Genomic DNA, 22,120 nt, shown 5'->3' on the forward strand with positions numbered 1-22,120 from the left:
GGCGCATCATGAGCTTCGATCTGAGTCGAGTCCGCTTCGACGCCCGCCGCGACTTCCTCGGCGTGGTCATGCAACAGGGTCGGGTCCAACTGGACGCCGACTGGAACGAGTGGGTGGCGCAGCTGGCCCGGCGCATCCAGGCCGGCGCGCTGGATACCTTCGGCGGCAACGTGGTGCCGCGCATCACCCCGGATGGCTTTCGTATCGAGGCCGGCGGCGGCAGCTTCACCATCGGCGCCGGACGCATCTACGTGGACGGCCTGCTGGCGGAGAACCACGGCGCCGCGCCCAACGTCTGGGAACCGCGCCTGGCCGAGCTGACCGGCAGCGCCGCGCTAGGTTACGCCAACCAGCCCTACTACCCCAATCCGCCGGTACTGCCCCAGGGCGGGCCGCACCTGGTGTATGTCGATGTCTGGCAACGCGACGTCACCGCAGTGGAGGCCCCCGATCTGGTCGAGAAGGCGGTCGGTGTGGACAGCACCGGACGCCTGCAAACGGTGTGGCAAGTCAAGGTGCTGGCCAATGTCGGCAACAGCACCTGTGCCACCGAGGATGAAGATGTGCCGGGCTGGCAAGCCCTCACGGCGCCCTCGGCGGCGCGCCTGTCGACCAGTACCGGCGTGCCGAATTTCGAGCCCGACCCCTGCCAGGTGCCGCCAGCCGCCGGCTATCGCGGGCTGGAGAACCAGCTGTACCGGGTCGAAGTGCACCGCGGCGGCACTCTCGGCACTGCCACCTTCAAGTGGTCGCGGGACAACGCCACGGTGGCCTCGCGGGTCAGCCATATCAATCCGGCGCGTGATCGCATCACCGTCGAGAGCATCGGCCGCGACGATGTGCTGCGCTTCCATGACGGCGACTGGGTCGAGGTGACCGACGACTGGCGCGAGCTGCATGGCCTGCCCGGTGAGCTGCGGCGCATCCGTGTCGCCGGCGGCGTAGACGAAAGCGCGCGGACCCTGCAGTTCGACCTGGCGCTACCCGCCGGCATGTTCCCCACCAACGCCCAGCAGGCCACCCAGGCCGCGCGCAACACCCGCGTGCGGCGCTGGGACCAGGCCGGCGTGGTGCGCCGCGAGAACGGCAATCAGGTACTGGACCTCAACGCCCCAGGTGCCGCTGGCGACATCGTGATTCCCGCCGTGGGCACCCGCCTGTTTCTCGAACACGGCATCCTGGTCGAATTTGCCCTGGCCCCGGCCGGCGGCCAATTCAAGACGGGCGACTACTGGGTATTCGCCGCGCGTACCGTGGATGCCAGCATCGAGGAACTGAATCAGGCGCCACCACTGGGCATCCACCACCATTACGCACGCCTGGCGATGGTCAACTTCCCCGACAACGAGACCGACTGCCGCGTGTTGTGGCCGCCAATTGCCGAGGGCGAAGGCTGCGACTGCACCGTGTGCGTCAGCGCCGAGGGGCACAATAGCGGCGTGGCCACCATCCAGCAGGCCATCGACTCAATCAAGGATGTCGGTGGCACCATCTGCCTGGGCATCGGCACCTACAACCTGCGCGAAACGCTGACCGTGGACGACGCCAACTCCCTGCGCATCCGCGGCCAGGGCTGGGGCAGCCTGCTGGTCGGCAGCCAGCCCGGCAGCGTGATCGACATCAGTGCCAGCAATGGCGTGGCCCTGGAGAACCTCAGCCTGATCGCCTCGACCAGCAGTGCCAGTAGCACGGCGGCGCTGCGCGCGCGCAACACGGTCGACCTGCGTGCCGAGCACATCAACGTGCTGTGCCTGGCCACGGGTGAAGGCACCAGCGCCGCCATCAGCCTGGGCAGCAACATGCTCGGTGTGAGCATCGACGACTGCGCCCTGGTGGCCGAACGCGGCATTGTGCGCGCCGGCGAGTACCTGCTCAGCGCCGAACTGCGGGTGACGCGCAACCTGTTCTTCTGCAGCCAGCGCGCCCTCAACCTGGACGGCATCAGCCTGCACTACGGCAACACACGGATCGACGGCAACCTGATGATCACCGGCACGCAAACGGCGCTGGTGGCCACCGGCGCGGTGCTGCCGGGTTCGCCGTTCACCATCGCCGACAACGTCATCTACACCCAGGGCGACGGTATTCGCGCCGGGGTGGATGGCCTGCGCATCCGCGATAACGAGATCAGCGGCGCGGGCGAGCGCAGCGGCGACGGCATCGTGCTGGAGGAAGGCCTCGACCCGCAGGGCCTGAGCGACGTGCGCATCGAGGGCAACCGCCTGAGCCAACTGCAGGGCAACGCCATCCTCATCCACCAGCATCTGGACAACGCCAGCATCGCCGGCAACCTGATCGAGGGTATCGGTCTCGGTGCCCTGGTGATGGGCGAAGGCGGTTCGGCCACTACCCTGGGCGTGACCGGCAACCGCTGCCGCCACCTGGGCCTGGCGGCGAATGTCGATGGCACTGCCTATGCCGCGGTGCAGCTGATCCGCGTGCAGCGCGGCGACTTCTGCGACAACCTGATCGCCGAAGTGGCGCGCGACGCCGTGATCTCACCCGCCATCGCCGGCCTGCGCGCGGCGGCGGTCGGCCAACTGCGGGTGGTGGGCAATCGCTTCCTCGGCATCGGCCCGGATCGCAGCAGCGGCGAGATGGTTGCCATCCAGATCCTGCCACCCTTCGAGCGCAGCGTGGTCGAGGGCAACCATGTCGACCGGGTCGGCGACGACGAGCAGCAGAAACCGGTCAACGCCATCTGGCGGGCAATCCAGATAGCCCCGGTCACGCTCGGCGGCCCGGCCAACTTCAGCGTCGCCTACATGGTGCCCGCGCCGGAAAGCACCTACCTGCTCAGCGCCAACCGCGCTTATGCACTCGCGCGTCAGCCGGCCGACCTGGCGATTCAGAACAATCGTCTGCGCGCGCACCTGAGCAGTGTGCCGCTCAACCTCTGCGCCAGCCTCGAACATTGCCTGTTCGCCGGCAATCACTGCGAGACGCTGGGCGCCGCCAACGATGGCGCGCAATCCGGCGAGCTGCAGGCGCGCACCCTCAACGCCAGCAACAACCGCCTGCGCGGCCAGGGTGACCACGACACCCTGCATCTGCACCCGGATGTCCAGGTCAAGCAGGCCATCGTCATCGGCAATACCAGCACCGGCAATATTCGGGTCATCAACGGCGCGCCCATCCCCAACGACATGGCGCTGACCAACATCATTGGCTTCTAGGAGAGCAAGACATGGCCGTCACCACCTTTCGCGGCGAAAAGAACCTCGGCGAGCTGGCCGACAAACTGTTCCTGAAGCTCACCCCGCGCCAGCGCGAGAAGGTCGAAGGCGCCCTGCTGCAGGCCAATCCACAGCTGGACCAGATCACCAGCCTGCGTGCCGGCACCCTGCTCAAGGTGCCGGACCTGCCGGAACTGCGCGCCAAGGCCAACCGCGCCGGCGGCAAGCCGGACGACCAGCTGGCCGACCATCTGAGCAACGAACTGCAGGCCTTCGCCCGCCTTCTGGGCCCCCGCTTCGCCGCCGCCCAGGAGGCGGTGGCGCAAACCGCCGCGGTGCTGGCGGAGCCGGAGCTGACCCGGGTGATCGCCAAGGAAAAACCGCTGCGCGACCTGGCGAAGAATATCGGCACGCTCAACGAACGACGCAAACAGGAGCTGGAGGAACGCCAGCAGTCGCTGGCTGCCGCCATCAAACAGATGCAGGGCGATCTGCAGAAGCGCTGAGTGGGTGCCGGCTAGTTTCGCTGCTGACGATGCGCGCAGGGCTGAGCGTTTGGTGCTTGGCGAACCCGTCCGGCTCGCGGCCCCTCTTGCAGCGCGCTAGAACGCCCGCCGCTGCGCAGCATGGCCGGGCATTCCTGTGTGCCAGTGGCGGTCTGTTCAGGGGTTGGTAACGCCGCCCAGAACGGGCGGCGCGGAAGGTGGCTTACTCGGTGACTGTCATCACCACCCGACCGTTGGCCGGACAGGTTTCCATGAACTGGCTGGCGGCAACGAAGTCCTTGGCGTCGAACACCTTGCTGATGTCCGGCTTGAGCAGGCGGTCCGCGGTCAGCTGGTTGATCTTGCTCAACGCGCGCTGCACAGCCTCCTCGTTACGCTCCAGACCCAGTTCCGGCAGGCCGGTGAAATCCAGCACACAGTGCCGGTAGAACTGCAGGTGTTTCTTGAATGCCGCGCAGGCCGGGAATGCTGCGTCGTTGCCGCCGTTGACGCCACAGATGATCAGCTTGCCACGGGTCGCCGCGACGTCGCCGAGCAGTTTCATCTGCGGGCCGGCGCACTGGTCGAAAATCACTTCAACGCCCTGCCCCTGGGTGTAGCGCTCGACTTCCAGGACCAGGTCCTGCTCTTCGGTGCAGATGATCTTGTCGGCTCCCAGCTCACGCAGGAAGTCGCGGCTAGCGGATTCGCTGGTGGCGGCGATGACCTTGGCACCCAGCGCCTTGGCCATCTGCACTGCCTGCGGCGCATTGCAATGAGCCGCTTCGGTGATCAGCACATGCTGGCCGGGTTGCAGCTTGGCCAGATCGACCAGGGCGAAGTAGGCAGCCAGATAGCCGGTGTAGTGCACGGCGGCTTCTTCGGGGGTCAGCACATCGGGGTAACGAGTCAGCGCCAGACGCGGCATCAGCACCAGGTCGCCCCAGGTCTGATACTGGTTGAGGCTGAAGGCCGGGAAACTGGCCACCGCCACACCGGGGGTGAGATCGTCGACACCTTCGCCGACGGCTTCGACCACGCCGGCCAATTCAGAGCCAACACCGGCCGGCAGACGCGCCTGTTCCGGGGCCAGGTTCTGCCGCCAGAGCACGTCGCGCCAGTTCACGCCCAAGGCCTGAGTACGAATCAGGACTTCGCCGGGGCCGGGTTTCGGGGTCGGCACGTCCTCCGAGCGTAATACGCTGGCATCGCCGAACTGGTGGAAACGGATCATGCGGGACATCACACACCTCGCCGTAGACTCTCTATGGCCACGGACTCTATACGGGCTTTCCCGGCAAAACCACCCGCACAGATTGATAGTCACCATAAATGCGGATGATCCGGGGCTCATCAATACAGACCTGTCGCAGCGCGTCAGGTTGCACTCTTGACGGCAGCTTGCCATAGCCGCACCTTTCACACATCCCACATGGAAGACGGCCATGAACCGCAACGACTTGCGTCGTGTTGACCTCAATTTGCTGATCGTTTTTGAAACGCTGATGCACGAGCGCAGTGTCACCCGCGCGGCGGAGAAGCTGTTTCTCGGCCAGCCGGCAATCAGTGCCGCGCTGGCCCGCCTGCGTAGCCTGTTCGACGATCCGCTGTTCGTCCGTACCGGCCGCAGCATGGAGCCGACCGCCCGCGCCGGCGAGATATTCGCCCTGCTCTCCCCGGCCCTCGACTCCATCTCCACCGCCGTCAGCCGGGCGACCGACTTCGATCCGGCGACCAGCAAGACGGTGTTTCGTATCGGCCTTTCCGACGATGTCGAGTTCGCCCTGCTGCCGCCTCTATTGCGTCGTCTGCGCGGCGAAGCGCCGGGCGTAGTGTTGGTGATTCGCCGCGCCAACTACCTGCTGATGCCGGGCTTGCTGGCTTCCGGGGAAATTTCCGTGGGCGTCGGCTACACCGAAGAGCTGCCGGCCAACGCCAAGCGCAAGGTGCTGCGCCGCAGTTCCGCCAAACTGCTACGCGCCGACAGCGTGCCGGGCCGCATGAGCCTGGACGACTATTGCAGCCGCCCGCATGCCCTGGTGTCGTTCGCCGGTGACCTCAGCGGCTTTATCGACGAGGCGCTGGAAAAAATCGGCCGCAAGCGCAGCGTGGTGCTGGCCGTGCCGCAGTTCAACGGCCTCGGCACCCTGCTCGCCGGCACCGATATCGTCGCCACCGTGCCCGACTACACCGCTGCCGCCCTCACCGCCGCCGGCGGCCTGCGTTCGGAAGACCTGCCGGTCGATGCGCAAACCTTCGAACTGCACATGGCCTGGCGCGGCGCCCAGGACAACGATCCGGCCGAGCGCTGGTTGCGTTCGCGGATCCAGATGTTCTGTGGTGACCCGGATAGCCTGGCCTGAGGCCAGGTAACCCCCCTATCTCGGCGCTCTTTGCGCACATAGCGATTTATCGATACAAGCCCGCCAATCATCATTCCTGCTGATACTCACCTTCGAATTGATCGATTCGTCGCGTGCAACTCAGCGTCGCAGACTCCGCCCATTCGTAAATCCAATCTGGCGGAGTTCTCACATGGACCGGTTTCCTACCCCCTTCTTGCGCTACCCCCTGGCCCTCGCCGCAATCCTGGTGCTCAGCGCCTGCGGCAAGGCGCCGGAAAGCGCCGCCCAGCACCCGGCCGCCAAGGTCAGCGTGGCCGAAGTGATTCAGCAACCGATCAATGAGTGGGACGAGTTCACCGGTCGCCTGGAAGCTCCGGAGTCGGTGGAAGTGCGTCCGCGCGTGTCCGGCTACATCGACCGCGTGGCCTTCCGCGAAGGCAGCCTGGTGCAGAAAGGCGACCTGCTGTTCCAGATCGACCCGCGCCCGTTCGAGGCCGAGGTCAAGCGGCTGCAAGCGCAAGTACAGCAGGCCCGTGCCAACCAGACCCGCACCGACAACGAAGCCCGCCGCGGCGAGCGCCTGCGCCAGAGCAACGCGATCTCCGCCGAACTGGCCGATGCCCGAAGCAGTGCCGCTGCCGCAGCCCAAGCGAATGTCGCGGCAACCCAGGCCGAACTGGAGAGTGCCAAGCTCAACCTCAGCTTCACCCGTATCACCGCGCCCATCGACGGTCGCGTCAGCCGCGCCGAGATCACCGAAGGCAACCTGGTGGGTGCCGGCCAGTCGCTGCTGACCACCCTGGTCTCCACCGACAAGGTCTACGCCTATTTCGACGCCGACGAGCGCGTGTTCCTCAAGTACGTCGAGCTGGCCCGCCAGTCCGGCGGCCAGACCCGCGATGCCAGCCCGGTTTACCTCGGCCTGTCCAGCGAAGACGGCAACCCGCACCTCGGTCAGCTGGATTTTCTCGACAACCAGGTCAACCCGCAGACCGGCACCATCCGTGGCCGCGCCGTGTTCGACAACCGTGACGGCCGCTTCACCCCCGGCCTGTATGCACGGCTGAAACTGGTGGGCAGCGGCAAGTACGACGCCACGCTGATCCAGGACGCCGCGGTCGGCACCGACCTGGGCAAGAAGTTCGTCCTGGTCCTCGACAAGGACAACGCCGTGCAATACCGCGCCATCGAGCTGGGGCCGAAGCTGGAAGGCCTGCGCATCGTGCGCAAGGGCCTGGCCCAGGGCGAGAAGGTTGTGGTCAACGGCCTGCAGCGCGCCTTCCCCGGCTCGACGGTCGATCCGCAGGAAGTGCCCATGGCCGACGAGCAGACCCTCGCCGCCCTGGCCAGTCAACGCCAGGCCGTGGACGCCAGCGCCACCCCGCGCGTGGCCGAGAAAGCCGCCAAGCCCGCCACTGCGCCGCGCAGCTAACAGGTAGAAGACGATGAATTTCTCGCAATTCTTTATCCAGCGGCCGATCTTCGCCGCTGTGCTGTCACTGCTGATCCTGATCGGCGGGGCCATCTCGCTGTTCCAGCTGCCGATCAGCGAATACCCGGAAGTGGTGCCGCCGACCGTGGTGGTGCGCGCCGCCTTCCCCGGCGCCAACCCCAAGGTGATCGGCGAAACCGTCGCCTCGCCGCTGGAACAGGCGATCACCGGGGTCGAGGGCATGCTCTATATGTCCTCCCAGGGCACTGCCGACGGCAAGCTGACCTTGACCATCACCTTTGCTCTGGGCACCGACCTGGACAACGCCCAGGTGCAGGTGCAGAACCGCGTAACCCGCACCATGCCGACCCTGCCCACCGAAGTGCAGCGGCTCGGCGTGACCGTCGACAAGGCCTCGCCCGACCTGACCATGGTTGTGCACCTGACCTCGCCGGACGACCGCTACGACATGCTTTACCTGTCCAACTACGCCGCGCTCAACGTCAAGGACGAACTGGCGCGCCTGGATGGCGTGGGTGATGTGCAGCTGTTCGGCCTGGGCAACTACTCGCTGCGCGTGTGGCTGGACCCGAACAAGGTGGCCTCGCGCAACCTCACCGCCAGCGATGTGGTCAACGCCATTCGTGAGCAGAACCGTCAGGTCGCCGCCGGTTCCCTCGGTGCGCCGCCTTCCGATGCCGGCAACAGCTTTCAGTTGTCGATCAACACCCAGGGCCGTCTGGTCAGCGAGGAAGAGTTCGAGAACATCATCATCCGCGCCGGTGCCGATGGCGAAATCACCCGCCTGAAGGACATCGCGCGGATCGAGCTGGGATCTAGCCAGTACGCCCTGCGTTCCTTGCTCAACAACAAGCCGGCGGTGGCCATCCCGGTGTTCCAGCGTCCCGGCTCCAACGCTATCGAGATTTCCGATGCGGTGCGTGGCCGCATGGCCGAACTGAAGCAGAGTTTCCCACAGGGCGTGGACTACGAAATCGTCTACGACCCGACCATCTTCGTGCGCGGCTCCATCGAGGCGGTGGTGCACACCCTGCTCGAAGCCATCGTGCTGGTGGTACTGGTAGTGATCCTGTTCCTGCAGACCTGGCGCGCCTCGATCATCCCGCTGGCCGCCGTGCCGGTATCCTTGATCGGCACCTTCGCCGTGATGCATATGTTCGGCTTCTCGCTCAACGCGCTGTCGCTGTTCGGCCTGGTGCTGGCCATCGGCATCGTGGTGGACGACGCCATCGTCGTGGTGGAAAACGTCGAACGCAATATCGGCCTGGGCAAGACCCCGGTGGAAGCCACCAAACAGGCGATGAAGGAAGTCACCGGGCCAATCGTCGCCACCGCCCTGGTGCTGTGCGCCGTGTTCGTGCCGACCGCCTTTATCTCTGGGCTTACCGGGCAGTTCTATCAGCAGTTCGCGCTGACCATCGCCATCTCCACGGTGATCTCGGCCTTCAACTCGCTGACCCTGTCCCCGGCCCTGGCCGCTGTGCTGCTGAAAAGTCACGACGCGCCGAAAGACCGCTTCTCCAAGGTGCTCGACAAGCTGTTTGGCGGCTGGTTGTTCACGCCGTTCAACCGGGTGTTCGACCGCGCCAGCCATCGCTACGTCGGCACGGTGAAACGCGTGCTACGCGGTAGCGGCATCGCCCTGTTCGTCTACGCCGGTTTGATGGGCCTGACCTACCTGGGCTTTGCCACCACGCCGAGCGGTTTCGTACCGGCGCAGGACAAGCAGTACCTGGTGGCCTTCGCCCAGCTGCCGGATGCGGCAACGCTTGATCGCACCGAAGCAGTGATCAAAAAGATGTCGGAAATCGCCGGCAAGCACCCCGGTGTGGAAAACACCGTGGCCTTCCCCGGCCTGTCGATCAACGGTTTCACCAACAGCCCGAACAGCGGCATCGTCTTCACCCCGCTCAAACCTTTTGATGAGCGCAGTGATCCGTCGATGAGCGCCACCGCCATTGCCGCCGAGCTGAACGCGCAGTTCAGCGAGATTCAGGACGCCTATATCGCCATCTTCCCGCCACCGCCGGTACAAGGCCTGGGCACCATCGGCGGCTTCCGCCTGCAGGTGCAGGACCGTGGCAACCTGGGTTACGACGAGCTGTACGTGCAGACCCAGAACGTCATCGCCAAGGCCCGTCAGCTGCCGGAGCTGGACCCGATGTCGGTGTTCACCAGTTATCAGGTGAATGTGCCGCAGATCGATGCCGCCATCGACCGCGAGAAGGCCAAGACCCATGGCGTGGCGATCAGCGACATCTTCGACACCATGCAGATCTACCTGGGCTCGCTGTACGCCAACGACTTCAACCGCTTTGGCCGTACCTATCAGGTCAACGTGCAGGCCGAACAGCAGTTCCGCCTGGAACCGGAGCAGATCGGCCAGCTCAAGGTGCGCAACAACCGCGGGGAAATGGTGCCGCTGTCGGCTTTCCTCAAGGTCAGCGCCAGTTCAGGTCCGGACCGGGTGATGCACTACAACGGCTTCCTCACCGCCGAGATCAACGGTGCCGCGGCGCCCGGCTACAGCTCCGGCCAGGCCGAAGCGGCGATGGCCAAGCTGCTCAAGGAAGAGCTGCCCAACGGCATGAGCTTCGAGTGGACCGACCTGACCTACCAGCAGATCCTCGCCGGCAACAGCGCGATCTTCGTCTTCCCGCTCTGCGTGCTGCTGGCCTTCCTGGTGCTGGCCGCCCAGTACGAAAGCTGGAGCCTGCCGCTGGCGGTGATCCTGATCGTGCCGATGACCCTGCTGTCGGCCATCACCGGGGTAATCCTGGCCGGTGGCGACAACAACATCTTCACCCAGATCGGCCTGATCGTACTGGTGGGCCTGGCGTGCAAGAACGCCATCCTGATCGTCGAGTTTGCCAAGGAAAAACAGGAAGAAGGCATGGACCGCGTCAGCGCGGTGCTGGAAGCCTGCCGCCTGCGTCTGCGGCCGATCCTGATGACCAGCTTCGCCTTCATCATGGGTGTGGTGCCGCTGGTGTTGTCTTCCGGTGCCGGCGCCGAGATGCGCCATGCCATGGGCGTCGCAGTATTCAGCGGCATGCTTGGGGTGACCTTCTTCGGCCTGCTGCTGACCCCGGTGTTCTATGTGCTGATTCGCGGCTTCGTGGAGAAGCGCGAAGCGCAGAAAGCCGCCCGCCTGCAGGAGGTACACGCATGAAGCCGTTGATGCCCGCCCTGCTCGCCCTGGCAGTCAGTGCCTGCGCCGTCGGCCCCGACTACCAGGCCCCGGCCACCGAACCGGCCAAGCTGAGCAGCCTGGAAGCCGGCGACTATGACCGCAGTCGTTTCGAGGCGGTCTGGTGGCAGCAGTTCGATGACCCGACCCTGAACCAGCTGGTGCAGCAGTCGCTCCAGGAAAACCGCGAGCTGCGCGTGGCCTTCGCCCGCCTGCGCGCCGCCCGTTCGATTCGCGATGACGTGGCCAACGACCAGTTGCCCACCGTCTCCAGTCGCGCCAGCGGTGAATTCGGCAAGGCCCAGCAACCCGGGATTACCGAACAACGGGTGAAAACCGAGCGTTACGACCTGGGCCTGGACATGGCCTGGGAGCTCGACCTGTTCGGCCGCATCCAGCGCCAGCTGGAAGCCAGCGATGCGCAGATCGAAGTGGCCGAAGCCGAGCTGCAGCAACTGCAGGTGAGCCTGATCGCCGAACTGGTGGATGCCTACGGCGATATGCGCGGTGCGCAGCTCAGGGAGCGAATTGCCCGCGATAACCTGAAGAACCAGAGCCAGTCACGCGCACTCACCGAACAACTGCGCGACGCCGGTATCGGCAGCGAACTGGATGTACTGCGCAGTGACGCGCGCCTGGCTGCCACCGAAGCCAGCCTGCCGCAACTGCAGGCCGAGGAGGCACGGGCGCGCAACCGCATCGCCACCCTGCTCGGCCAGCGGCCGGAACGATTGACGGTAGACCTGTCGGCCAAACCGCTGCCGGTGATCGCCAAGGCCCTGCCGATTGGCGATCCAGGCGAGCTGCTGCGCCGCCGTCCGGATATCCGCGCGGCTGAACGCACGCTGGCTGCTTCCACGGCCAATATCGGCGTGGCTACCGCCGACCTGTTTCCACGGGTCAGCCTGTCCGGTTTTCTCGGTTTCACCGCCGGGCGTGGTTCGCAGCTGGGTGCTTCCGCCGCCCAGGCCTGGGGCGTGGCGCCGACCATCAGCTGGGCTGCATTTGATCTGGGCAGTGTGCGGGCCCGCCTGCGCGGCGCCGAAGCGGAGGCCGATGGCGCCCTGGCTGGTTACGAGCAGCAGGTGCTGCTGGCCCTGGAAGAGTCGGAAAACGCCTTCAGCGACTACGCCAAACGCCAACAGCGCCTGCTCGCCCTGGTGCGCCAGTCGCAAGCCAGCCGCGCCGCCGCCGAACAAGCCAAGGTGCGCTACCGCGAAGGTACGGTGGATTTTCTCGTGTTGCTCGACGCCGAACGCGAACGCCTGGCCGCCGAAGACGCCCAGGCCCAAGCCGAGGTCGAGCTGTACCGCGGCATCGTCGCCATCTACAAGGCGCTTGGCGGAGGTTGGCAGCCGCAAGCCTGAACGTAGGGCGGGTGCAACCCGCGTTATCCACCCCGCGCGCGGGTTTCACCCGCCCTACAGCAAACCAGTTCCTCCTGGGTCGACTTCCTCCTTTGTCGGCCATTCCTTCCCCACGGCGCTGCTCCAGCCCGTGGGGATTTTTTTGTGTTCAGCCCTTCCTGCGTATGAGCAGCAAAGCCCCGCCCACCAGGATGGCGCCCAAGCCGGCCCAGGTCGGGATACTGACCTGCTGTTTCTCTACGACCTCCATATGCAACGGGCCCACGTCGACGTTGTGGGTCTCCTTGGTGTAGCTGAAGCCACCATAGGCGAGCCCCAAGGCTCCAGCGATTATCAGCACTAGCGCGACGATCTTGACTGCGTCCATCTTTTCTTCTCCTCTTGCGCAGCACCTGAACTGGGCTGCGCCAACACCTGCAAACGGGACCTTTTCGGCGCTGCGAAGCAGGCGCCCTGCCGTGACCTATTCCCCGGAATCCTTCTGCCGCGTCACCTTGACCGCACTCAGGCACGCCAGCCCCAGGGTTACCAAGGCGCCCACGGCGATCCACTGCATGGGAACTTCCAGCAGCACGGCGCCGTAAATCAGCCCGCCGATAAAGATCAGGGCTCCAGCGATATAGAGTGCGAATGACATGTTGCTTCTCCTCGTTGCGGGCGTTCGATCCGATCGACAGGGCACGGGTGGCCTGTATTCGCTGGCCTCCATGCCAGCTTGTACGTGGCTGAAAACGCTGCATCGAGCCCTCTACACACACTGCGCCCAATGCCTGCCACTATCGGTGCGCTGGCGCACCTCCAGACTGAAACGAGGGCGATCGGTGCCAGGGGTCTGTTGCCGGCGGTTATACTCGCGCCCTGCATTTTTTCGGCGCACGCACATGAAAGTACTGATCATCGGCTATGTCTGGCCTGAGCCACGTTCCTCGGCGGCGGGCAGCCGGATGATCGAACTGATCGAGCTGTTCCGTGCCCAGGACTGGGCAGTGACCTTCGCCAGCGCGGCGGCCTTGTCCGAACACCGCGCCGACCTGGCCGCGCTCGACGTACCGGAAGTGCCGATCACCCTCAACTGCGACAGCTTCGATACCTTCGTCAGCGCGCTGCAGCCGGACCTGGTGCTGTTCGACCGTTTCTTCAGCGAGGAGCAGTTCGCCTGGCGGGTCGAGCGGGCCTGTCCGCAGGCCCTGCGCATCCTCGAAACCAGCGACCTGCACAGCCTGCGCGATGCCCGTCAGCGCCTGCTCAAGGCGGCGCAACAGGCCTGCAGCAGCGAAGCGGAAAAACACCAGCAAGGCGCCGTCAGCGCCACAGCCGTTGAGCTGTTCAACGTTATGGCCATGGACGACATGGCGCAGCGCGAGATCGCCGCCATCTACCGCAGCGACTTGACCCTGCTGATCTCCGATTTCGAGCAGCAGCTGCTGCGTGAACAGTTCGGCGTGCCCGCCGCCCTGCTTCACCACTGCACGCTGATGCTGATTCCCACGGCCACCGTGCAGCCGTCCTTCGCTGAGCGCGCGCACTTCCTCAGCATCGGCAACTTCCGCCATGCGCCCAACTGGGACGCGGTGCTGTGGCTCAAGCAGCAGCTCTGGCCGCTGATCCGCCAGCGTCTGCCGCAGGCGCAGCTGCATGTCTACGGCTCCTACACCCCGCCCAAGGCCACGGCCCTGCAAAACCCCAAGCAGGGTTTCCATGTACTGGGCTGGGCCGACGATGCCCATGCGGTGATGGTGCAGGCCCGCGTGTGCCTGGCGCCGCTGCGTTTCGGCGCCGGGATCAAGGGCAAACTGGCCGATGCCATGGCCTGCGGCACGCCCAACGTGACCACGCCGATCGGCAGCGAAGGCATGGCCGGCGAGCTGCCCTGGGGCGGCGCGGTGGTGAAGGATGCCCAGACCTTTGCCGATGCCGCCGTGGCGCTGCACGAGGATCAGGACCTGTGGTTGCAGGCCCAGGCCAATGGCGCGCGCATCCTGGCCGAACGCTTCGACCGCCAGCAGTCCGGCCAGGCGCTGGTCGAGCGCCTGCTGGCCCTGCGCGCCAATCTGCCGGCCGAGCGCCGCGCCAACTTCGTCGGTGGCATGCTGCGCCACCATATGCTCAAGAGCACCCAGTACATGGCGCAGTGGATTGCGGCAAAAAATCGCGGTGCGCCAGGCACTTCGCCGGAACCGCAGGATAAATCTAAGCTGTAGCTTAGATTTTATCGCTCGAAGGCCGTGAAACCATAAAATCTAAGCCATAGCTTAGATTTGGTTGAAAAATAGACAGCCACAGGGCTAATCTAAGCTGCAGCTTAGATTAGGAGCCTGTCATGACCCTGATTCCCATCCGCGACGCAGCCGATATCGGCACCCTGGCCCGCGACCTGCGCCGCCAGCAGGGCCTGCGCCAGGACGACCTGGCGGCCATCATCGGTGCCAGCCACGTGTTCCTGCGTGACGTCGAACAAGGCAAAGGCACCGTTCAGCTCGGCAAGTTGCTGCGCCTGCTCGATGAACTGGGGGTACGCATCCACCTGGAAGTGCCGGATAGCCTGGACGGGCAATCCGCATGAGGCAGTTGCAACTGTGGCTGAACGAGCACGTCGTCGGCCTGCTGGAGGAGCAGGACAACCTCTGGCAGCTCAGTTATGACCCGCAGTGGCTGGCCGCTAGCCGCAGCTTCGACCTGTCCCCGCAACTGCCGCGCAGCCTGGGCAGCATCCGCGATGGGGGCAGCCAGCGACCGGTGCAGTGGTTCTTCGACAATCTGCTGCCGGAAGAACAGGCCCGCACCCTGCTGGCCCAGGATGCACAGGTCGAGGTGGCCGATGCGTTTGGTCTGCTGGCCTATTACGGGGCCGAATCGGCCGGCGCGCTGACCCTCCTGCCGCCGGGCCAACCCTTGCCTGCAGGCGCCTTGCAGCCGCTGGCCGAACCGACACTGGCGCAGCGCATCAGCGCCTTGCCACGGGTGTCGCTCGGCCAGGCCGCGCCCAAACGCATGTCCCTGGCGGGAGCGCAGCACAAGCTGGCCATCGTGCTGCAGGGCAATCAGTTGCTGGAGCCGGTGGGCCATGCGCCCTCTACCCACATCCTCAAGCCCGACCATCCGGACAGCGACAATTACCCGCACAGCGCCGCCAACGAGTGGTTCGTGATGTCCATTGCGCGGGCGGTGAAGCTGCCGGTGCCCGCTGTCGAACTGCGCCGGGTGCCGCAATCGGTGTACCTGGTGCAGCGCTTCGACCGCGAACTGGCCGATGGCCAGTTGCGCCGCCGGCATGTGCTGGACGCCTGCCAGCTGCTGTCCCTGGACCGCCTCTACAAGTACCGCATGGCCACCCTGGAAACCTTGCAGCGCCTGGTCGAGCTGTGTCGCAGCAAGGCACTGAGCCGCCAGTTGCTGTTCCGCTGGGCCCTGTTCAATGCCCTGCTCGGCAATAACGATGCACACCTGAAAAACCTGTCGTTCTTCGTCGGTGCCCAGGGCGTGGAGCTCACCCCGCATTACGACCTGCTCAGCACCAGTGTCTACGCACGGGACAATGCCTGGGGCGCGGCCGAACTGTCCTGGCCCATGGGCCAGGCCCGGCGCTTTGCCGAACTGCGCCGGGCCGACGTGCTGGCGTTTGGCGAAGTGCTCGGTCTGCCGGCAAAGATCGGCCAGCGCCTGCTCGATGCACTGCTCGCCGCCCTGCCCGCCGCCGCCGAGCAGCAGCTACAGCAGGCCCTGGAATTGCGCCTGAGCGCGGGCGAGTTGCGCCTGTTGCGACAGATCCGCCATGGCGTGCTGGCGGACATGCTGGCGCAACTGGGCTGAATCCGGGCATAGGTGGGCTAGCCAGGGCATGTTGCCCTACTATCTAGGCTAGCCTGCACGGAGCAGGCCTCTGCATAGGGACATAGGATGAAACAGCTACTTCTCGCGCTAATGATGCTGGTCGTGCCGGTGGCCCACGCCGCCAACAGGCTTAGCGAAGACAACATCCGCGCCATGTACGCCGAACTGACGGCAGCCGCACAGGCCCAGGATATCGAAGGAGTTCTGCGCCATATGAGCGAGGATGCCCGCGTGCAGATCGAGGACCGCAGCGGCAACCTGGATATGGACATGACCATGTATCGCGACCTGCTGAAGCAGGGCTGGGGCGCGATCGACGGATACCAGGTGACGGTCAGCATCGAAAGCATCGACGTGGCTGCCGACGGGCAAAGCGCCACGGTGATCGACCGGACGCAGGAGTCCTACCAGGCGCAAGGTCAGACCATGCAGACCAGCACCCGGGAAACCGCCACCCTGCGCCTGGTTGATGGCGAGCCGAAGATCAGTCTGATCGAGGCAGTGGTGCAGCCATAAGAGACGGTTAGCCTCTCGGCAACGCCCCTCTCCCCAGCCCTCGGTTCGGGCGTCCTGCTTCACCCTACCTCCTGCATCCATGCAGTCGTCTCCCGTAAACGGGAGAGGGGGCAAAGCGCTCCGCAGCTGTTGTACACATCGCTATAACGCTGTTGAGCCTTTGTTTGCAGACTTGTCGAAATTCCCGCAGCTGCAACGACTACTGGAGGAAGCGCTCGGCACTATGCTCAGCGCATGCCGGACCATTCCGAGGAATCGACCATGGCCATCCAGTTCTATGCCCACCCCTTCTCGTCCTATTGCCAGAAGGTGCTGATCGCCCTCTATGAAAACGCCACGCCCTTCGAGTGGCACCTGCTGGCCCCGGAAAACCCGCAGGCCATGGCCGAGCTGGAGGTGCACTGGCCGTTCCGGCGCTTTCCACTGCTGCTCGACGGGGAGCGCGCGCTGAGCGAGTCGAGCATCATCATCGAATACCTGCAGCAGCATTACCCCGGCGCGACCCGTCTGCTGCCTGAGGAGGCCGAGGCCGCGCTGGAAGTGCGCTTCATGGACCGATGCTTCGACCTGTATGTATCCAACCCGATGACGGCCTGCGTGTTCGACCAGTTGCGTCCGGCAGCACAGCGCGATGCCTACGGCGTGGCGCAGGCACACCAACTGCTGGAAACCGCCTACCGCTGGCTCGACGAGAAATTGGCCGACCGCGAATGGGCCGCCGGTGCAAGCTTCAGCCTGGCTGACTGCGCGGCCGCGCCGGCGTTGTTCTATGCCGACTGGGTGCAGCCGATAGGCACCGAGTTCAGCACCCTGCGCGCCTATCGCCAGCGCCTGCTGGCACGCCCCTCCTTCGCTCGCGCGGTGGACGAGGCACGACCTTACCGGCACCTGTTCCCGCTGGGTGCGCCGCAGCGCGACTGAGCTATTCGGTCGGTTCGATCGGCTCGGTCACACCATCCCAGCCGCCGCCCAGGGCGGCAATCAGCTGCACGCTGGCCGTCAGGCGGTTGCCCTGCAGAGTCAGGCGCGTGCGTTCGCTGGACAAGGCGCTGGTCTGCACGCTGACCACGTCGGTGAACTCCACGGTGCCGGCCTTGTACTGGTTGAGGATCAGCCGCAGCGATTCGCGCGCGGCATCCAGCCCCTCTTGCTGCACCACGGCCTCGCGCTCGAGCACGGCCAGTTGCACCAGGTAATCCTCCACTTCGCGGAAGCCTTCCAGTACGGTCAGGCGGTAGTCGGCCACGGTCTGGTCGTAGCCTGCCTCGGCCTGCTCGACCTGGGAGCTGATCAAGCCGCCGTCGAACAGGGTCATGGCGAACTGCGGGCCGATCGACCAGAAGCGGTTGGGCGAGCTGATCCAGTCATTCAGGCTGCCGCTGCGGTAGCCGCCAGTGGCGCTCAGGGTCAGGTCCGGGTAGTAGGCGGCCTTGGCCACGCCGATCGAGGCGTTGGCGGAAATCACCCGACGTTCGGCGGCGGCGATATCCGGGCGGCGCTCCAGCAGAGTCGAAGGCAGGCTCAGCGGCACCGCCGGCAACTGCGGCACCTGCTCACGCGCGGCCAGTTCGAACTGCGACGGCGCCACCCCGACCAGCACGGCCAGGGCATGTTCCAGCTGGGCGCGCTGGTACTCCAGGTCGACCGCCTCGGCCTCGGTGCTTTTCAGCTGGGTCAGCGCCTGGGTCACGTCGGAGCGCGGCACGATGCCGGCCTTATACTGGTTCTCGGCGATGCGAAACGCCTGCTGATAAGCCGCCACGGTCTCGTCGAGCAGGCGTTTCTGTTCGTCCAGCACGCGCAGCTGCAGGTAGCTCTGCACCAGCTCGGACTGTTGGCTGAGGCGCACAGCGGCCAGGTCGGCGGCGCTGGCCTGCATGCTGGCGCTGTCTGATTCCAGCTGGCGACGCAGCTTGCCCCAGATATCCAGTTCCCAGCTGACACCCAGGCTGGCGTCATAGGTCTTGGAGATCTGCGCGGCATTCGAGCCGCTGACGCTGACCCCGCCGGTGGTGCCGATGGTGCTGTCGCCGCCACCCTGCCCCGCACGGCTGACGCCGGTATCCAGGCCAATAGTCGGGAAGAACGTGGCCCGCGCACCACGGGCCAGAGCCTTGGCCTGGCGGTACTGAGCCTCGGCGCTGGCCAGGCTCTGGTTGTTGGCGTTGAGCCGTTCGATCAGTTGGTTCAGTTCGGCATCGCCGTATAGCTCCCACCAGTTGCCGCGCAGTACGGTGTCGGCCGGGGCCGCCGCTTTCCAGCCGGCCGCCTGCTTGAACTGCGCGGATTCGGCGGAAGCCGGGCGCTGGTAGTCAGGGCCGATGGCACAGCTGGCCAAGGCCAGACTCAGGGCCAACAGCGTGAGGCGGCCGCTGTAGGAGCGAGCTCTGCTCGCGAATCCCGGCAAGGCAAAAGCATCGCGAGCAGAGCTCGCTCCTACGGTCAGTGCAGGCTTCATACGGGGGTATCCAGGGCAGCATCACTACGCACGCCGCGCCAGCGGTTGACGCGGTGGCGCAGGCGGTCGAGGACAAGGTCGAGGTAGACCACGGGGGTGATGCCGCTGTAGGAGCGAGCTCTGCTCGCGAATCCCGGCAAGGCGAAAGCTTCGCGAGCAGAGCTCGCTCCTACGGTCAGTGCAGACTTCATACGGGGGTATCCAGGGCAGCATCGCTACGCACGCCGCGCCAGCGGTTGACGCGGTGGCGCAGGCGGTCGAGGTAGAGGTAGACCACAGGGGTGGTGTAGAGGGTCAGCAGTTGGCTGAGGATCAGCCCGCCGACGATGGTCAGGCCCAGCGGCTGGCGCATTTCCGCGCCTTCGCTCATGCCCAGCAGCAGCGGCACGGCGCCGAGCAGGGCGGCCAGGGTGGTCATGATGATCGGCCGGAAACGCAGCAGACAGGCGCGGCGGATCGACTCCTGCGGGCTCAGCTGGTCGTGGCGCTCCAGCTCCAGGGCCAGGTCGATCATCAGGATGGCGTTCTTCTTCACCACGCCGATCAGCAGGAACAGGCCGAGCAGCGAGATCAGGCTGAACTCGCCACCACTGAGGATGATCGCCAGCAACGCGCCGACCCCGGCCGAGGGCAGCGTGGAGAGGATGGTCAGCGGGTGGATATAGCTCTCGTAGAGGATGCCGAGCACGATATAGACCACCAGCAGGGCCAACAGGATCATCCCGGGCTGGCCCTTGGCCGCCTTTTCGAACTGGCCGCCCGTACCGCCGAGTATGCCCTGCACTTCGGTCGGCAGATTCAGTTCGGCCACCGCCTTGCCGATCGCCGCGTTGGCCTGTTCCTGGGTAACGTCCTCGGCCAGCGAATAGCCGACGCTTTCCGCGGCGAACTGGCCCTGGTGGTTGACCCGGTCCTCCTCCAGGCTGCGCTCCCAGCGGGCAAAGCTGGACAGCGGCACCCGCGCCCCGTCGGCGCTGATCACCTGGATCTGGTCCAGCGCCTCCGGGTATTCGGCGAACGTGGGATCGATCTCCATCACCACGCTGTACTGGTTGAGGCTGTCGTAGATGGTGGAAATCTGCCGCTGGCTGAACGCGTTGTTCAGCACCGCAGTGACCATGGCCATGTCCACGCCCAGGCGCTGCGCGGTAGCGCGGTCGATCTGCAGGCTGATCTGCTGGGCGCCCTCTCCTTCGTTGGCGTCGATATCGGTCAGTTCCGGCAGCTTGGCCAGGGCGTCGCGCACCTTGGGCAGCCACTCGCGCAGGTCGTCCAGGTTGCTCGCCAGCAACACGTATTCGTTCTCCGAGCTGCGTCCCTGGCGGCCGCCGAACTGCAGGTCCTGGTCGGGCATCAGCATCAGCCGTCCGCCCGGCACCTTGGGCACGCTGTCGCGCAGGCGGTCGATCACTTCCTGGGCCGATACGCCGCGCTCGCCGATGGGTTTCAGGCGCACCACCAGAAAGGCGTTGTTGATCCCGCCGCTGCCGCCGATGAAACCCGCCACGCTGTGCACCGCCGGATCGGCCAGCAGCCCGCGGCGGTAGATCTCCATCTTCGGCTGCATGACCTGGAACGACAGGCCATCGTCGCCGCGGATAAAGCCGATCAGCTGGCCGGTATCCTGCTGCGGCATAAAGGTCTTCGGCACTTCGATAAACAAAAACACGTTGAAGGCGATGGTCGCCAGCAGGCTGAACAGGGTCAGCCGCGCATGGCGCAAGGCCCAGTCCAGGCTGCGCGCGTAGCCATCCAGCACACGCTCCTGCAGGCGCGTACCGAAGCGCTGCAGGCGACCGGGCTGGCGTTCGGTTTCCTCGGCCTTGAGCCAGCGCGCGCAGAGCATCGGCGTCAGGGTCAGCGAGACCAGCATGGAGATCAGGATCGCCACGGTCAGGGTGAGGGAGAACTCGCGGAACAGGCTGCCGACGATGCCGCCCATGAACAGGATGGAGAGGAACACCGCGACCAGCGACAGGTTCATCGACAGCAGGGTGAAGCCGACTTCCTGGGCGCCCTTGAACGCCGCCGCCATGGGCTTCTCGCCGGCCTCGATATGCCGCGAGATGTTCTCCAGCACCACGATGGCGTCGTCCACCACCAGGCCGGTGGCGATGATCAGCGCCATCAGCGACAGGTTGTTGAGGGAGAAATCCAGCATGTACATCACCGCGAAGGTGCCGACCAGCGACACCGGCACCGCCAGCGCCGGGATCAGCGCGGCGCGCCAGCGACCGAGGAAGGCGAACACCACCAGGATCACCAGGGCCACGGCGATCAGCAGGGTGCGCTCGGCCTCGTGCAAGGTGGCGCGAATCACCGGCGAGCGGTCCATCGCTACTTCCAGCTGCACGCTGGACGGGATCACCGCCTGCAGCGCCGGCAGCTCGGCGCGGATGTCCTCGATGGTTTCGATGATATTGGCGCCGGGCTGGCGGTTGATCACCAGTAGCACCGAGTCGTTGTCGTTGTAGAAGCCGCTGTTGTAGCGGTTTTCCACCGAGTCACGGACTGTCGCCACATCGCTCAGGCGCACCGCCGCGTTGTTCTGGTAGCGGATGATCAGCGGCTGGTAGTCGGCGGCCTTTTCCAGCTGGTCGTTGGCCTGGATCTGCCAGTGGCGGCTGGCGTCTTCCACGGCGCCCTTGGGCCGGTCGACGTTGGCCTGGACGATGGCGTTGCGCACCTCGTCGAGGGCGATGCCGTACTGATCGAGCAGGCGCGGCTGCAGCTCCACCCGCACCGCCGGCAGCGAACTGCCGCCGATCTGGATCTGGCCGACGCCCTGCACCTGCGCCAGCTTCTGCGCCAGAACGGTGGAGGCGACGTCGTACAGCTGGCTCTTGTCCAGCAGCGGCGAGGTCAGCGACAGCACCATGATCGGTGCCTGCGACGGGTTGAACTTCTTATAGGTCGGCATGCTGCGCATGCCACTGGGCAGCAGGTTGCGCGCCGCGTTGATCGCCGCCTGCACCTCGCGGGCGGCGGCGTCGACGTTACGTTCGAGGTCGAAGAGGATGACGATCTGCGTGCTGCCCTGGCTGCTGCGGCTGGTCATCTCGCTGATCCCGGCGATGCTGCCGAGCGAGCGTTCCAGCGGCGTGGCCACGCTCGACGCCATCACCTGCGGGCTGGCGCCCGGCAGCGTGGCGTTGACCACGATGGCCGGGAAATCCATCTTCGGCAGCGGCGCCACCGATAGCAGGCCGAAGCTGACCCAGCCGAGCAGCAGAATCGCCAGGCTCAGCAGCAGCGTGGCCACCGGCCGGCGGATAAAGGGCGCGGAGATGTTCATCGAC

Annotated in this window: 17 protein-coding genes; 11 read left to right on the plus strand and 6 right to left on the minus strand. The window is 65.6% G+C overall.

Annotation, left to right across the window (positions count from 1 at the left end; genetic code table 11):
• Nucleotides 1-8: 8 nt before the first annotated feature.
• Together HNE05_RS10165 and HNE05_RS10170 are read left to right on the plus strand one after the other, a co-directional pair.
• Nucleotides 9-3,176, plus strand: coding sequence for a DUF6519 domain-containing protein (locus HNE05_RS10165; RefSeq protein WP_173206496.1), 3,168 nt, complete (start codon nucleotides 9-11; stop codon nucleotides 3,174-3,176).
• Between the two features lie 11 nt (nucleotides 3,177-3,187).
• Entirely contained in the window at nucleotides 3,188-3,682 is a 495-nt protein-coding gene (locus HNE05_RS10170; protein WP_173206499.1) for a hypothetical protein, read from the plus strand.
• Nucleotides 3,683-3,884: 202 nt separating this feature from the next.
• Here HNE05_RS10170 and HNE05_RS10175 read toward each other — a convergent pair whose 3' ends face one another.
• Nucleotides 3,885-4,904 (minus strand): zinc-dependent alcohol dehydrogenase family protein, encoded by a 1,020-nt coding sequence (locus tag HNE05_RS10175; RefSeq protein ID WP_173206503.1) that lies wholly within the window; start codon nucleotides 4,902-4,904, stop codon nucleotides 3,885-3,887.
• A gap of 202 nt (nucleotides 4,905-5,106) precedes the next feature.
• Between HNE05_RS10175 and HNE05_RS10180 the strand changes: the two genes are divergently transcribed.
• The 4 genes from HNE05_RS10180 (at nucleotide 5,107) to HNE05_RS10195 (ending at nucleotide 12,016) form a co-directional block, all read left to right on the plus strand.
• Nucleotides 5,107-6,024 (plus strand): LysR family transcriptional regulator, encoded by a 918-nt coding sequence (locus HNE05_RS10180; RefSeq protein WP_240008844.1) that lies wholly within the window; start codon nucleotides 5,107-5,109, stop codon nucleotides 6,022-6,024.
• Nucleotides 6,025-6,196: 172 nt separating this feature from the next.
• Nucleotides 6,197-7,438 (plus strand): multidrug efflux RND transporter periplasmic adaptor subunit MexE, encoded by a 1,242-nt coding sequence (gene mexE, locus HNE05_RS10185; protein ID WP_173206506.1) that lies wholly within the window; start codon nucleotides 6,197-6,199, stop codon nucleotides 7,436-7,438.
• A 13-nt stretch (nucleotides 7,439-7,451) separates the two neighbouring features.
• Nucleotides 7,452-10,631 (plus strand): efflux RND transporter permease subunit, encoded by a 3,180-nt coding sequence (locus HNE05_RS10190; RefSeq protein WP_173206509.1) that lies wholly within the window; start codon nucleotides 7,452-7,454, stop codon nucleotides 10,629-10,631.
• Nucleotides 10,628-12,016, plus strand: coding sequence for an efflux transporter outer membrane subunit (locus HNE05_RS10195; RefSeq protein WP_173206512.1), 1,389 nt, complete (start codon nucleotides 10,628-10,630; stop codon nucleotides 12,014-12,016). The genes HNE05_RS10190 and HNE05_RS10195 overlap by 4 nt, the downstream gene beginning before the upstream one ends.
• Nucleotides 12,017-12,164: 148 nt before the next feature.
• Here the strand turns inward: HNE05_RS10195 and HNE05_RS10200 are convergent, their stop codons facing one another.
• Both HNE05_RS10200 and HNE05_RS10205 read right to left on the minus strand, forming a co-directional pair.
• Nucleotides 12,165-12,383 (minus strand): LPXTG cell wall anchor domain-containing protein, encoded by a 219-nt coding sequence (locus HNE05_RS10200; RefSeq protein WP_173206515.1) that lies wholly within the window; start codon nucleotides 12,381-12,383, stop codon nucleotides 12,165-12,167.
• A 96-nt stretch (nucleotides 12,384-12,479) separates the two neighbouring features.
• On the minus strand, nucleotides 12,480-12,653 hold the full coding sequence (locus HNE05_RS10205; RefSeq protein ID WP_173206518.1) for a hypothetical protein: 174 nt from the start codon (nucleotides 12,651-12,653) through the stop codon (nucleotides 12,480-12,482).
• Nucleotides 12,654-12,897: 244 nt separating this feature from the next.
• Between HNE05_RS10205 and HNE05_RS10210 the strand changes: the two genes are divergently transcribed.
• The 5 genes from HNE05_RS10210 to HNE05_RS10230 all read left to right on the plus strand — a co-directional run bounded on the left by HNE05_RS10210 (nucleotide 12,898) and on the right by HNE05_RS10230 (nucleotide 17,284).
• Nucleotides 12,898-14,217 carry a glycosyltransferase gene (locus HNE05_RS10210; RefSeq protein ID WP_173206521.1) on the plus strand — a complete coding sequence of 440 codons (1,320 nt, stop codon included), beginning with the start codon at nucleotides 12,898-12,900 and terminating at the stop codon, nucleotides 14,215-14,217.
• Between the two features lie 119 nt (nucleotides 14,218-14,336).
• On the plus strand, nucleotides 14,337-14,579 hold the full coding sequence (locus HNE05_RS10215; RefSeq protein ID WP_173206524.1) for a helix-turn-helix domain-containing protein: 243 nt from the start codon (nucleotides 14,337-14,339) through the stop codon (nucleotides 14,577-14,579).
• Nucleotides 14,576-15,826 (plus strand): HipA domain-containing protein, encoded by a 1,251-nt coding sequence (locus tag HNE05_RS10220; RefSeq protein ID WP_173206527.1) that lies wholly within the window; start codon nucleotides 14,576-14,578, stop codon nucleotides 15,824-15,826. The genes HNE05_RS10215 and HNE05_RS10220 overlap by 4 nt, the downstream gene beginning before the upstream one ends.
• 87 nt (nucleotides 15,827-15,913) lie before the next feature.
• Entirely contained in the window at nucleotides 15,914-16,363 is a 450-nt protein-coding gene (locus HNE05_RS10225; protein ID WP_173206530.1) for a DUF4440 domain-containing protein, read from the plus strand.
• Nucleotides 16,364-16,624: 261 nt separating this feature from the next.
• The gene (locus HNE05_RS10230; protein WP_173206533.1) at nucleotides 16,625-17,284 is read left to right on the plus strand and encodes a glutathione S-transferase family protein; all 660 of its coding nucleotides are present in this window, start codon (nucleotides 16,625-16,627) and stop codon (nucleotides 17,282-17,284) included.
• Nucleotide 17,285: 1 nt separating this feature from the next.
• On the opposite strand, the gene HNE05_RS10235 is transcribed toward HNE05_RS10230, so the two are convergent.
• Genes HNE05_RS10235 through HNE05_RS10245 form a run of 3 tightly spaced genes read right to left on the minus strand, consistent with a single transcriptional unit; the run spans nucleotide 17,286 to nucleotide 22,116 of the window.
• The gene (locus tag HNE05_RS10235; RefSeq protein WP_173206536.1) at nucleotides 17,286-18,821 is read right to left on the minus strand and encodes an efflux transporter outer membrane subunit; all 1,536 of its coding nucleotides are present in this window, start codon (nucleotides 18,819-18,821) and stop codon (nucleotides 17,286-17,288) included.
• Nucleotides 18,818-19,012, minus strand: coding sequence for a hypothetical protein (locus HNE05_RS10240; protein ID WP_173206539.1), 195 nt, complete (start codon nucleotides 19,010-19,012; stop codon nucleotides 18,818-18,820). Before HNE05_RS10240 ends, HNE05_RS10235 begins: the two co-directional genes overlap by 4 nt.
• A complete protein-coding gene (locus HNE05_RS10245; protein WP_173206542.1) occupies nucleotides 19,009-22,116 on the minus strand; it encodes an efflux RND transporter permease subunit in 3,108 nt (1,035 codons plus the stop codon). The genes HNE05_RS10240 and HNE05_RS10245 overlap by 4 nt, the downstream gene beginning before the upstream one ends.
• Nucleotides 22,117-22,120: the final 4 nt, after the last annotated feature.

The organism is Pseudomonas campi (assembly GCF_013200955.2).
Classification (GTDB): Bacteria; Pseudomonadota; Gammaproteobacteria; order Pseudomonadales; family Pseudomonadaceae; genus Aquipseudomonas; species Aquipseudomonas campi.